Origin of the sequence: Rickettsia honei RB (assembly GCF_000263055.1) — a bacterium.
GTDB lineage: Bacteria > Pseudomonadota > Alphaproteobacteria > Rickettsiales > Rickettsiaceae > Rickettsia > Rickettsia rickettsii.
In genome coordinates this window covers 1-14,414 of the sequence record NZ_AJTT01000008.1, presented here as the reverse complement: position 1 = coordinate 14,414, position 14,414 = coordinate 1, and the positions used below count along the sequence as shown (strand labels likewise).

Sequence of the window (14,414 nt, the reverse complement as noted above, 5' to 3'; positions counted from 1 at the left end):
AACCAATTTGTGTTATAAAAACTTCATCACTTCCTCAGCGATGATTAGCTCTTCGTTTGTCGTCGACACAGCGAAAACTTTAACCTTACTGCTTCCAGCGCTTATTAGATGCTCATTTTTTTGGTTTTTTGTATCATCTATTTTAATGCCTAGCCATAAAAGTTTTTCAGTAATCATTTCTCGTATTACAGCGGAATTCTGTCCAACACCGGCAGTAAAAATTAGAAAATCAACTCCCTCAAGTGCAGCAGTTAGCTTACCTATTTCAAGTACAATGCGATACACAAATAAATCTATAGCAAATTTAGCATCAGGTGAGTTACTGGCAAGCAAAGTACGCATATCGGAGCTTTCACTGGACATACCGAGTAATCCTGATTTCTTTTATATAGTAACTCTGTTACTTCTTTCGTAGTCATTTGCTCATGATCGATAAGATATAACACTACTCCAGGATCAAGGTTACCTGTCCTTGTACCCATCATAACACCGTCAAGTACGCTAAAGCCCATGGAACTTGTTAAACTAAGACCGTTTTTAATAGCACATAGACTACTACTACTGCGTCCTAAATGAGCTATAATAGTCTTTGTAGGTAAATCTTCCTTTGTCATTTCGTTAAAATGGCTGCTAACATATTTATATGATAACCCATGAAAACCGTAACGAATTATCCCTTTATCATAATATTTTTTCGGTAAACCGAAAGCTTTTGTAATAGGAGGATTGGTAAAATGAAACGACGTATCAAAACAGCTATATGTGAGATTTCTTTATATTTTTGAAGAAATAAAAGCCAGTACCTGCAAATTATAAGGTTGATGCAAGGGGCTTAGAGGTATTAATGCTCTTAAATCTTCACTAACTTTTTCATTAACAATAACCGATTTATTAAAAATTTTCCCGCCATGGACAATACGGAGACCGGTTGCAATTAACTTGAGATTTTCTTGTTTTTTCCACCAATCTTCAAAAAGATCAATAATCATTTCAATAGCATCATCTTTAATGTCGGTAGCAGATGCCTGTGTTTTATTTATATGAAATAATATTTTATTATCATTTTGTCTAAAAAAATATTATAAATTTTATCCTTAACTTTTTCATTCTGAATTTCAAAAATAGAAATTTTCAAACTAGATAAACCGGCATTAGCTATTAAAATAACATTTTTCATTATTTACCTGCTTGGATATGTAGCTTCGCCTTAGTGTGATTATAAATAAATGAAGCAAGTACACAGGAAATAATACGCATATCCATAGGATCGGCTCTACTTGTTAAAATAATAGGCACACGGGCTCCAAGAACGATACCCACCATAACCGCTTGACCCAAATATTTTAGCTGCTTTGCAAGCATATTGCCTGATTCAAGATCAGGTACTACTAATATATCAGCATTTCCTGAAACTGAAGAGCTAATGCCTTTTGCTTCTACAGCAAATAAAGAAATAGCACTATCAAACGCAAGCGGTCCGTCAACTATAGCATTCGTAATTTGCCCTCTATCTACCATTTGCGATAAAGCAGCAGCATCAAGGGTTGTAGGGATTGCAGAAGTTACCGTCTCAACTACCGATAATACCGCAACTCTAACCTGCTTGTCTTCTCTGATCATATGCATTAAATCAATAGCATTCTGCACTATATCACGCTTATCTTCTAGAGTAGGACGAATATTAAAGCAGCATCGATAATAATGAACGGTTTTGGAAAGGTAGCAACTGCCATTAAGAAAGCATGGCTTATACGACGTTCAGTACGTAGTCCATTTTCCTTATAAACTACCGCAGACATAAGCTTATCAGTATGAAGCGCCCCCTTTGGCATAATAATAGCCGCAACTTCCCTTTTCTTCGCAAGCTCTACGACTTTTTTTGCTGCTTCGTGGCTATGCTCAACATTAATTACTTGATAATCCTCAAGATCGACATTATTAACTTTTGCTACTGATTCAATTTTATGTTGTGGACCAATCAAGACCGGTTTTATTACATTAAATTGTACCGCTCTAACTGCACCGAGTAATGATTCTTTATCGATCGGATGAACTACTGCAGTTTTAACAGGCTTAAAGCCGTCGGCTCTAAGTAATAGATCGATGAAATGCTTTGCTGCTTCACATCACAGTCAGGATCGTTGATTTCTTTTGGAGGAGTATAAGTAGTACCTAATTTCTTAGCTAGAATGGCATCTAAAAAAGTCTCGTTTATTATATGTTGCTTCTTCATAAAGCCCTTAATAAATTAATCACTAACTTAATTAGATAGTATATAAGTTAATTAATAAAGGGAAAACTAATTATTGTTTTTAGCGGGCATTTCTTAAATGCTATTAACACAACAGTGTATATGCGAATTCCGTGTAGGAATTGTTGCGTAGTTCGGAAAATACCCTTAATGTCATTCCCGCGGAAACGCGAATCCAGTAAAGCATAAAAAACTTGTTTTTTATATGCTTATTTTATCAAATATGTAACTTCTGTATCAATATTGAAGTTATTTTTCTGGATTCCTGCTTTCGCAGGAATTACATAAGAGCTATATATCAATCATTTAAATAATTTCCAATTTCATTCTTGCGGTGGAGAATCTTCTCTTCCTTCAGAAAAAAAATCATTAGTAGGATTTGAGCTTAGTTCTGTAAATAGTTCTTCCCAACTTTTTGCGGTTTTAAGCTTTTATCTGATGATAAATATTTGAGTTCTTCAGAACCATTTTTAGTTTGATCGTTCATCAATATGTTTGTTTTTACATATTCTATATACTATAATTGTTTAAAAAACAATTATTAGTTATTCTACTTCATATTTCTTAAATGATCTTCTAATTTTCTTAGCTTTCTACCCTCGTTTACTATAGGCTTTACATAGGTTTGCATTTTGGCATTTTCTCTATATTTATTAATCTTATCGATCTGAGCATTGACTTCATCGGTAATGGCTTGCTTTCTATCCTCTATTTTATTTAATACTTCAGTACTATATTCATAATTTTTAACATCAGCATTAAAGTTATTAAGCTCTTCCGTAATCTTTTGGTCTATTTCAGCTCCCTCGGCGGTATCTTTAACTTTTTGTGCTATTAATGCCGGCATTTCTTCGATCTTGATATCATCTCTTTTGAAATGATCTTTAAGCTCTTTATAAGTTTGCTCTAATTTTTCCTGGGCTTTCTCGTGCATAATATCATAATGCTCTTGGCGACGAATATATCGATCTCCATCTATAAATTCTGCATGTTTTCTATGAGCGTTATCTATCATATCGCGCATCTGAGAATCAGTAGCTTTCTCACGCATAAATCTGTCGCCCATCATTACCGGTTCACCTTCCTCAAATAACCTACCATGCACCTCATGAATAAGCTTTCTTTGAGCTAATTCTTGATAATATTCCACATCACTATGTCTACCTGCTTTTTCTAGTCTTGCTAGATATTCCGGTGATAATATATCTGCTTGAGCAGCTAGTGCCTCCTTATTAATATGCATTTGGAGCTCTTCATGTTCTCGTGCTTTTTCATCATCTTTTAATTTTTCGCTATAAGTTCTAAGCCTTGGATCGTTATATTCAAAATCATGCCATTCGGCACTGGTTAGATTACCCTCATAAGCATCACGTAAATCTTTACCGACTATTGCAGTTAAAGCTCCTCTTTTTATTCCTGTATAACCTGCATATATTTTTTCGCCTATACCTACACGCTTTTCTTCTTTTAATTTACGTTTTGTATCAACACGATGCGCTATCTCTTGCCAACTTCTAAGCACTCCTATATTCTTACCGAACAGACCAACACCTCGCCCGGACATTTCTTGGTGAGCATTTTTATAAGCATCTTGATAATCTCTAGTAAAGTTTGCATCGCTAGCGAGTTCACGTAAGTTAGCATCTTTTAATGACTTATCAAGCTCAGCTTTTTGTTCTTTACTTAAAGCAGCGTAATCTTTCACTCCATATTTATTTGCAGCAATTTTATCTCGAAGCTGAGTAAACTTCATGTGCGATAGTTCTTTTGCTTTTAATTCATTCCCCTTAGGTAAATTCTTTAATAATCCTGCAATACCGTTTTCATAATCCGTAATAGCATTCATTTTTACATCTTTAGAATCTATACCGTATTTTCTCTTAACTTCATTTTGTACGGTTTTATTTGCTGAAGAACCGAGAGCTTGCTTTTCAAGCCTTCCCATCATCATATTTTCAAATTTCTCGGCAAAAAACATACGAACTTGCTCTTTCCCTGCACTTACACGGCTAGTTACAGGTGCACTTACCGTCTTAGCCACATAATTTAGCGGTCTATTCATTTGTTTCGCTGCAGATTCATAAGATTGCTGATTAACTTTTTGTATTTCTGTTAAATTACCTGAAGTACCGGCAATAAATTGTGCCGTCGATATAGCAGTATCGTTAAATTTACTTAGCAAATAAATAGACACAAAAATTAGTAATATCCCGTCAAGTTGGACAAAGTTCCCATTTATAAAATTACTAATTCTTTTTGCATCTTTAACTAAATCTAAAAACGGTAATTCAATATAGCGTTCATCTATACACTCATACGCAGCACAATGCTTACATTTATCAGGGTCATTCTTACAAGAATCATCTACTATTATATGATCTTTAGGAACTAATATATTTGCTTTGTGGAAATTATTTATACCGCCTTTCATCGGTACTGGGAACCACCAATAAAATATTGAATGACCCAGGCTTGGATCTATATCCTCAAGGAAGCTACCGAATATTTCATTTATCGGACCTAAATTAGGAAAATCATGTTTACATACTGCAAAACCAAGCGTTGAATATATTTCGGTTCTGATGATCATTGAAATAAAAGCGATACCGGTAAATAAAATTATAGGCTGTAATGCATATGATATTAATTGTCTTAACCAATTCTCAAATAACGAACGAGTTATATTAAACAACATGAAACAAATAAATATCGGTCCCATAATTATAATCATACCGATAGTTATAAGAGCGGTTAGATAGATAATAGTGGCTTTAAATATAAGAAAGAAAATAAAATATAAGGCTATTAAATATAGAATGATATATATAAAACCAAGCCAATCAACAAATAGTAAAGAAAATAATTTAGATAAAGTTTGAGGAGAAATAAGTAACCCAAGCAAGCTTTGAGAACCGGGACCGATAGCCGAAGCTTCATTAATTATTTGCAGTATTTGCTGAACCCCATCAATAAAAAATACGAATAAATAATCATGAAAAAATGTCCAAGCTTTATCCGTACTTAATAATATTGAGACTATACTAACTTTTAATATTCTAACTATAAGTTCGACATGAGTAAGGTTTATATTACCTATTAAAAAGGAAAAGCCTGTAAACATTATATATAGAGTTAAAATAGCCGAGACACTCATCCTATAACCCGACGTATCAATTATTTGTTGATAAGTTTTCTTTATAATCCCATCCTTACCAAATAATACTCCTTTTATTAAATCCGTTAAAAATTGTAGCGGATCGGGTCTAGTATCAGTAACTCCAGACTTTATTACTAATCTATATTGCCCGCTATTATCATTATAAAATTTATCTATAATCTTAAAATAAAGACGAGATTGAGCATATTTTGACTTATCTTCACCTTTATATTGATAATTTATACCGCCGGCTTCCAATAATTGTCCTGTACTACTAGTACTATAAAATTCATAGCCCGAAGTAAGCTTTTCTCCTAAATGCTGAGTTATACCTTGCGGTTTACGCTGTGAGTCCGGTGAAATATTGGGATCGGTATTTTTAGCGGCAATAAGAAAATAAAGCCCGACACCGTTTGTCATTATACATGGAGCATTACTAATCATTGCATCATTTTGATTTGCGGGATTAGGAGTACACATATCAAGTCTAGTATTATCCCAAAAAGTACACGGTTGTAGCTTAACGCAAAAAGCAGCCAAAGTAGTTGTGTTATTTTTTTGACCATACCATGGACACCATGCAGATAACTGACCTGAAGTATTTTTATCGCCAAGTATATAACTCCACGGTCTTACCATAATGGTTAAAGGATAGCCGTTTACTTTATAAGCACTATCACGCCATGGTGCTACCTGATTACCTTCCTGTCTTGAAGTAATTTCTTCCGGATCATATCTAGCAGAGACATCGAATTTGATAAAACCAAAATCATCAGGGTCAATACAAGTATCGCCGGTACAACCGGAAAGCAGCAATAGCGATATTAATAATGTAATAAAAATATTTTTGTTCATTTATTATGTGTTATTTCCATATGTCTTAATTTCAATGTCATTGCGAGCGACCATAGGGAGCGTGGCAATCTCATGAAGCAGTACTAAATTCCTGAGATTGCTTTGTCAATTGCTATGCAATTTCCTCGCAATGACGGTAAAAATATTTACAATTATTCTTTCTTCTCTCCTTCCTCTTTCTTCACATCATTACGCTCAGCAAGAAATTTATTTGTAAATTCACCACCTACTTCCGGTTTTCTAGCTTTATAATTTTGATCAATTATCTTGTCTTTGAAAACTCTAGCCGGAGCCATTGCAGCCTTTTTAATCGGTTTTGTTACTGAATCTATATCCTGCATAACGGCTCCCACAGGATCAGAACGTTCTTGATAATTTCCTGATATTCGTGCCGGTGTAACATTTGTAAGCATTCCAACTACTATATTTACAAAAGTTACTAAACTATATGACATCAAGCAATATGAATAAAATAATAAAGCCGTAGTAAATAATACTAAGAAAGTATTAGCATTGTTCGTTAGAATATTCGAGCTACTAATTTCTGGAACATCCGGTACATAGAAAGGTATTCCGGGTAAGAACGGTAATGTAAAAGAGAAATGAATCGGAATACCAAGATTTGTTAAATCAAGCCCTATTTTTATTGGTATAAGCGTATCCCAACAGGCTCTAACTACCACTTTTAAAAGCTGCTCAGATAAAACCTGATCTATCAATAAAAAGAAAATCAATAATATTGTCGGCTGCACTACATAGCTAAGCAATATCGATATCCAATTATCAAATAAACTTTTAGTTTTTTCAAATAACATTAATATTATAAAAAACGGTGCCAATGAAATCATAACAGTTACCCCTATGAATGCAATAACATAACCTATTATAACTTCTAAAATAGCTCTAAAATAAGTAATAAGTGAATAAATGGTTATAATAGCGATAAATGCTAAACCATTATGTATTTGTAATAATTCAATAAATAGTAATCCCCAAATCCTACCGTTAGTATATTTATCAAATATAGGATCAATAAAACCAAAAATATTAGATCTAGAGCTTGTAGCACCTACTACGTTAGTTACAAAGAAATCAATACCGTCAGTAAATGCACTAAAGAAGTATGTATTAAAGAAGCTCCAACTTTCTTCTCTAATTAAAAAAGCTACTATAGCTATTTTGCATATACGTGTTATTACTTCTACGGCAGTTAATTTTAATGCTCCTGTAACGAACATTAGCCCAAATATAGTAACATAAAGGGTTAATGCAGCTTTAGCTAAATTCTGCACTGCAGAATTTTTAACTAACTTAATATAAAAGTTTTGACTAAAAGTTCTAAACTGATCGGTAATAGGTTTAATAGCACCGTTATATATTATATCAGAAAACCAAGTTGTACCGGTATAATTAGCATAATTTACACTAACTACCCCTTGTATATTACTATTAGGATTTACCACCCTTAACCATAAATATCCATCTTGCGGGGCATCAGTCGCAAAGTTATAATCTACCGGCGTACCACGAACAGATGGATCAGGTAATGTACCATCAGACGTTATTAAATATTCTAACTTTATATTTTGTTGATTATCAGGATTAATTGAATTTGCCCCATTACCTATTTCAACAATCATCGAATAACAACCAAAATATAAAAAATTAGCTGACCAATCATTCTTATTTATATAATCTACAAAACTAGCATAATTTGAAAAATTTCGGCTCCAATCACTCATTAAAACTGAATTACTAAACATGTTACTAACTTGCCAATCGCTAGTAAAATCCATAGTACCACCGCTAGTGGCTTGATAATATATAAAGCTACTTTGAGTACTGCCTGAATTTACAAAACTCTGATCTCGTCCCTTAATAACCTGCCCGCCTACTTTAATTATCATCCCTCTACCTTGATCGTAATAGCAAGCAGGGCTAGTATTTATACCGGCATTAGCAGGACAAGCCTTAATTAAGCCCATGAAATACTGTACCGTTCCCGTTATCATAGGCTTACCGACTATTACTCCATTATCGGTATTTTTATACTTTGTAGCAGTACCCGTGCCGCTACATACACTTTTTCTTTCCTCATCTATCATATTACACACCTGCTCTGCAGAAGAGTAAATTATTCTATTATCAAAATCTCCAAGGTTACTTTGAGTATAAAGTGCAGAAGCAGCGAATATCGAGCTATCAAGTTCCTGTGTTAAAATATTATCTACGGTATTAGGAAGTTTTAGAGTATTAGGGCTAAAAAAATTATCTTTACCAACTAAACTAATATTTACTACATCGCCGGCCTTAACTTCAATTCTCGAATTACCGTTAGAATAGTTAAAATATTTAACAAAATCAGACATTTTAGTAAATGAAAGTGCATCAATGTCTTTATCAGGCGGTATAGTCCCCGGTGTTTCACTGTTATTGTCCGTAACAAAACGAGGAAATCCTAAAGCTTCAAATTGTAATTTAGAATAATTATAAGTTTTAATGAAAACTTGCGGCATACTAAACCTTGGATCAATTCTATATAATACTAGATATTTTCTAGGTTCAGGAGTAATACCTGAAGTAGACCAATTTATTTTTAACAATTTACCTTTCTGAACAGTATTACCTGTTGATTGCCAAATTCCGGCTGTAGATAAACTAATTCCTATATTACCCTCTTGAAAACTTGTAAATTCAGGCACTTCTAAACAACCGAATAAGCTTTTTAACCCGCCAAAACTGGTTGACATCCATGAAAAAGCATCATCGGCTTTAGCTGGCACCGCCATAAACAAAACTAATAAAACTAAACTCTTAAGAATTTTCATAATTTTAAATTGTTATCCAACACGTCATACCGTGGCTTGTCCATAGTATTAAATAGTAAACCCGTCATTGCGAGCAGCTGTATGGCTGTGCGGCAATCTCATGAAATAACTCCTGAGATTGCTTTGTCAATTATTTCATAATTTTCTCGCAATGACGATTTTCGATTCACCCTCTACTTCGGTGTTTCAGGTTTAGGTGGTTCTTCATTTGTCTTCTCGCCCCCTTCTTTTGGCGTATTTTTCCTATTTTTCTCAGCCTGATCTAATGTCTTATTGCGTTGTTTTAATCGTGCTTCCGCTCTGCCGGTAATACCTTGTCTTGTTTTATCATCCATTCCTATTGAACTTAATGCTTTTTGTCCTGCATCATGAGACATTTTACCACCAATTTCAGTAGCCGAAGGCCCAATAGCACTAGTTAATTTTACTACTATACGTCCTGAAAATTCGACATAACCGTACATACCGTAAGCAATAATAACTAGAGCTACGATATTTTGCATATTTACTCCCATCATACCCGACATATAATCCATTCCCCAAGGGGCAAACCAATTAATACAGAAGATAGGTACATTCAGCAAGGCAATAGGTAAAATAGTACCGATAAACGGAATTTTTATCGGTAAAGCACATTTCCAACACACGCTATAACCTAAAACAAAATCTAGATAAATGGTAAATAGTTGTGTTAGCACTATAATACCTGCCATCATAACTACCGGTTCTATCATATAGCGGATCGTAAACCTCACCCAATTATCAAATAAATACCTAGTAAAATCAAATAATAAGAAACTAATAAATAAAGGGGCTATACCGATTAATATACAAGTTGCCATAAATGCCATAATATAAACGGCAACAGCTCTAAGCGCCGTAATAATTACTATACCAACCGCAATAAAAGTAATTATAAAATATATAATACCGCTAAGCCCAAGAGAAAGAAGTGCAAGTAATTGAGCGATAAAGGTTTGACTAAAAAATATTTTACTCATTACTGCATCTAAAAACATGAAAGGATTAGAAATAGTATTAGTAGAAGTAAACAAACTATATCCACTCATATTAGCAATAATTGAGTCTGAAAAATTGGTAATTGCATCAAAAAGATAGTTATTGAAAAATTCAAAGGTATTACCGTTCATAAGTCCGCTAACTACCCCGATTTTTGCTATTCTAATTACTAGCTCTTTTTGGTTTATCTTAGCAAAACCAAGCAAAAACATTGCTCCGTAAGTCATCACATACAGAATTAAAATTGCTTTAATATAGGTAAAAAAGTTAGTACAGGACGAACTATCATTAGCTTTATAACATACCATATTTTTAAAAATAGAAGTAGCAGCCCCTTGCACTTTAGTTTTAAATAACTGAAGTAACGGATTCATTACTTTAATAGTAAAACTTCCTACTTTTAAGGATGTTGAGAAATGTACTTTATAGCTACCTTCACTATCTTTATAGTCCCTTAAATTATTACCAGGATCATTTAGAATTTTCATCCATATATAACCCGCCTCATTTGCGTTAAAGCTATATTTACCTTCACTATCAACGCTAATTCCTTGAGGTGAATAGGTTTTACCGCTAGTATTCGGGTTTTCCGAAGGCTTTACTATGATGTATTGCACTCGCCCTCGATCATCAAAAGTATCGTTAAAACTATTACCGTTTTCTCTATAGCATTTAGTCTGTTTAATATTTAAAACGTATCCTCCCGTATTCTTACTACTATCTTGTGAGGTAGGAGACCACAGCCTATATTGTAAATAACTTTTTGCAATATTACTGTTAAAAGGTATATTATATATAACTTTATATAAATATTTACCGTCTTTATCTTTATAGTCAGACGGTTGATCTGTATCTGCAACAAATTTAGCAAATTTTAGCTTAGAAGGCAGAGCTTGACTTACAGAACCCGCATCATTCATTTGATATATTAATCCAGTTGGTCCTTTGCCTCCTTTACCGTCCGCCGTATACCAAAATCTCCGATTCTTTTGAAAATCTCCATCGCTACATATGCCCGAAGTACAATGTACACCTCCAATATAATCTTTATCTTTTGTACTACGATCTTGAACAATATCAGGACATTGATCAGTTGGAGGAATATTAGCATTATAAGAACATTGAAGGGCTGAATAGTCGATAAATAATTTACCTGTGTTGTCAGACCACGAAAATGTAAAACTCTCATCATCTAGGTAGTTTTCTGGTGCTGGTCTCGTTATATTAACCCAAGCCATACATTTGTCTGTACATTCTGATATCTTATCACAATACTGATTACAGCCCAATTCTCCCCAGTCGCAACCTATTTGCTCATGCCAGGTAGGGCACCTCCATGTGACGTGACAATTCCAATACCTCTCTTTTAACTCGCAAGCATTGACATACTCACCTGAATAAACAGAATATTTTCCACAAATTGGATTATAAGTAGTTTTATTCTCTGAACAATCTTTCGTAACTTCAACACCTTTAAAAGCATCTTTAACTGTCGCATCCGTATTGGCAAAATTAGGAGATACGGAAACTAAAACTCTATCATTGGCGTATAATTCGGCAATATTACGCCATTCATTATTTTTTGCATCCATTATTAGAGAGACAGGTGGATTATTTGTATCGTTAATACGAGGAATCGGGATCATTTGACCGTTATCGTCTAAATTAGATCCAGCCCCTGTACGTTGTAAATTATCTTTCGGTATATAAGCTAAACACAAACTAACCTGACCGACCACTTGTAAATTCACCGGTTGGCTGTTTTCTACTAGCACCTGAGTATTTAGCCATTCACCGTAACGAGTAGGATCAGGAATAAGCAGAGTCGTGCCGTCGGACAACATCTTAGCAGTGTTTACATAATTAGCATTAGCATTAAGGGTTATAGTACCGGTTATTGAATCCGCCCCTCCTTGACCGTCCGACGCATATCTCATGTAGCAGCCGTCACCGACTCTTACTGCTCCTATCATACCAAGTGCTGCAAAAATAAAGCAAACTAACATTGCTACTATAGCAAGTACTCCTAAAACTTTTAATAAGTTACCCTGCATATTCTATCATTTACCTCCACCCGAACCGCTTGCTAAATCCCCGCCTTGCTGTTCTCCCTCTTTACGCTTACCTCCAACACCCGGCTTATCTCCTACCAGCGGCTTACCTTGCGAAGCCATAGCAGCATCCTTAAGGAAAGCTGCTCCTTTCTTTACTAAACCAACGATTTTAGTGGGACTTGCCGTTACTGCATCCATATTAGGACCATTAGTTAAATCAGAAGCAAATCGCCCTATAGATTTAGAGAAGTAATAAAAAATCACCGAAAATACTAATACGCATAAAAGTTCTGCTAAAATAGATACAACATCTCTAACAATTGATTTTATTGGAAAAAGTATCAATAAATGCTCTTCCCAACCTTTACCTGCATAATATTCTAACATTTTATATCCAAAACTTTCCTGACATTGATCTGCCCCGCTCACAGGAAGCCTTAACTCAAAAGTACTAAATCTAATATCCCCTTTTTCATAATCATATCTAAGGAATTCACAATTTTTAAATATTGCGGAATCATACATAGTTATTAATAAAGCTATAAAACCTGCTACTACTGCCGGCTGCAATGCACATGAAATACATACTTTTAGCCACCCGTCAAAATAAGCTTTTGTACGAGTAAATAGAGCCATAGGAATGAATATAGGAGAAATATATGTCATAACGTAAATAGTAATCATGCAAACTAAATAATGCGTAATAAAATATAAAAGTATAGATAAAAATATTACAGAAAATACTAAACCTGCTGCAAATATAATAACGTTTCCGGCCATAAAGAATCCAAACATAACAGTAAAAAATCTAAGTGCTCCTGCTTTACTTAAATCCTTCGGTCTGTCATTTTTGCCTTCAGGATCAAAATTAGGTATAGGTGTATTATTACCACGGGGACCATTGCCGACCACATTCCCTAACACTCCATTCTTATCTATATTATAAAGTAAATCCAAGCCAAGATAATAACCTATACGGCAATCAATCGCGTCCCATAAACCGTAAAATTTATAACCATCCTTATACTTTGAATTATCAAATTGACATAATCCTCTAGAACCTGCTGCATTAAAGATCATCTGTGCAAAGTCCGGTGCTGCTCCTGTCAAAAGAGGTAATCCATATTTTAACATACCGTTTTCTTTTGTCGGCTGACCGCCGCTAAAATCTAAAGGTCCAAGACCGATAGAAAAATAAGCAACAAATAAGAATTTTATTACAAAAAGAGCTATTTTTTCAGTACTTGCATATTCTGTATTTAGAGCCATATTAAAGGCAAAAAACATAGTATAAAGAATTAATGCCGCACCTATAATTCTCTTTAAATAACCTTGAAACGTAGAAAAAGCAGCAAGATTAGTTATTCTAGAATTTTGATCTTGAGCACTACAACTCTTTCCAGCAAAAAATATTTTATTAAGCGTTGCGCTCAAACACTGAACTGCAAGACCGGAAAAATTAATTAACGATTGACTATAATTTGCTCCCGTATAGCAACTTTTTCCTATATTACAATTCTCATCCTCAGGAGGAGGTGGAGTCGGTGTAGCACTCAAAGATTTACATGCTACCGGCATCGGTCCCCTTGACGTAGGCATAACTAAACATAGATCATTATCCCATTTTTTAACCGTTAAAACGATATTCTTTAATACAGGATTTGCTCCAAGATCAGGATTATTATCGGTACTTAAATCACTAATCTTTTTAGAGTCACCTTCATTTAAAGTATACATGGTGCAAGGGCTACTACTACCTTCTACATTTTTAAAACAAAACGTTATACTAGACGCAACTGAGTTACAATTACCTCTCGGATCTTTCATATCAATATTACGAATTATATAGCCATATGCCGTGTCCGTTTCTAAATACCCATCTGAAGTAGTCGGTAAACTAGAACATGATTCTCCAAAGCCGGCAAAGCTAGCTAAGCTTACAGACGCTATACAAACTATAATAAATATCTTTAAGGTTTTAAGAGTTTTCATTAGAACTATTATCTTTTTTTTCTGTTACTACGCCGCTTTTTACTAACTCATCCCATGCCTTTTCAGCATTTGCACGTCGTTCTGATATTTCTCCTCCTTCTTGTTCTCTTACTCTTCCTCCTCCGCTTGCTACTAGTTCATTCCATGCTTTTTCTACTTTTACACGTTTATCTCGAATCTCTGCATTTTCCCGTATCTGTTTTACGCCTGTCGGATTATCATGTTCCTTTAAGTTAAAACTATAATCAATTACTCCT

At 34.3% G+C, this 14,414-nt stretch carries 7 protein-coding genes and 2 pseudogenes; all 9 read right to left on the bottom strand.

Annotated elements, in window-relative coordinates:
* Nucleotides 1-12: 12 nt before the first annotated feature.
* The gene (locus WSW_RS1000000113710) at nt 13-363 is read right to left on the bottom strand and encodes a hypothetical protein (protein WP_274378121.1); all 351 of its coding nucleotides are present in this window, start codon (nt 361-363) and stop codon (nt 13-15) included.
* Nucleotides 294-989: pseudogene (locus tag WSW_RS1000000109780) on the bottom strand (hypothetical protein). Before WSW_RS1000000109780 ends, WSW_RS1000000113710 begins: the two are co-directional and overlap by 70 nt.
* 47 nt (nt 990-1,036) lie before the next feature.
* Nucleotides 1,037-1,177 (bottom strand): hypothetical protein, encoded by a 141-nt coding sequence (locus tag WSW_RS1000000113405; protein WP_238528581.1) that lies wholly within the window; start codon nt 1,175-1,177, stop codon nt 1,037-1,039.
* Nucleotides 1,177-2,233 (bottom strand): annotated as a pseudogene (locus WSW_RS1000000109775) (phosphate acetyltransferase). Before WSW_RS1000000109775 ends, WSW_RS1000000113405 begins: the two are co-directional and overlap by 1 nt.
* Before the next feature lie 568 nt (nt 2,234-2,801).
* Nucleotides 2,802-6,263, bottom strand: a complete 3,462-nt coding sequence (locus WSW_RS0107230) for a type IV secretion system protein (RefSeq protein ID WP_016917611.1) — start codon at nt 6,261-6,263, stop codon at nt 2,802-2,804.
* Nucleotides 6,264-6,415: 152 nt separating this feature from the next.
* Entirely contained in the window at nt 6,416-9,091 is a 2,676-nt protein-coding gene (locus WSW_RS0107225; protein WP_016917610.1) for a TrbL/VirB6 family protein, read from the bottom strand.
* Between the two features lie 173 nt (nt 9,092-9,264).
* Nucleotides 9,265-12,165 carry a TrbL/VirB6 family protein gene (locus WSW_RS0107220; protein WP_016917609.1) on the bottom strand — a complete coding sequence of 967 codons (2,901 nt, stop codon included), beginning with the start codon at nt 12,163-12,165 and terminating at the stop codon, nt 9,265-9,267.
* Nucleotides 12,166-12,171: 6 nt separating this feature from the next.
* Nucleotides 12,172-14,157, bottom strand: coding sequence for a TrbL/VirB6 family protein (locus tag WSW_RS0107215; RefSeq protein ID WP_016917608.1), 1,986 nt, complete (start codon nt 14,155-14,157; stop codon nt 12,172-12,174).
* On the bottom strand, nt 14,144-14,414 hold a 271-nt coding region (locus WSW_RS01000000108820; protein WP_032850316.1), incomplete at its 5' end, for a hypothetical protein. The genes WSW_RS01000000108820 and WSW_RS0107215, both read right to left, overlap by 14 nt.

Excerpts from the sequence above, each read along its gene's own strand:
- WSW_RS0107220 (WP_016917609.1), bottom strand. The coding sequence starts at position 12,165 with ATGCAGGGTAACTTATTAAAAGTTTTAGGAGTACTTGCTATAGTAGCA.
- WSW_RS0107215 (WP_016917608.1), bottom strand. The coding sequence starts at position 14,157 with ATGAAAACTCTTAAAACCTTAAAGATATTTATTATAGTTTGTATAGCG.
- WSW_RS1000000113405 (WP_238528581.1), bottom strand. The coding sequence starts at position 1,177 with ATGAAAAATGTTATTTTAATAGCTAATGCCGGTTTATCTAGTTTGAAA.
- WSW_RS1000000113710 (WP_274378121.1), bottom strand. The coding sequence starts at position 363 with ATGTCCAGTGAAAGCTCCGATATGCGTACTTTGCTTGCCAGTAACTCA.
- WSW_RS0107230 (WP_016917611.1), bottom strand. The coding sequence starts at position 6,263 with ATGAACAAAAATATTTTTATTACATTATTAATATCGCTATTGCTGCTT.
- WSW_RS0107225 (WP_016917610.1), bottom strand. The coding sequence starts at position 9,091 with ATGAAAATTCTTAAGAGTTTAGTTTTATTAGTTTTGTTTATGGCGGTG.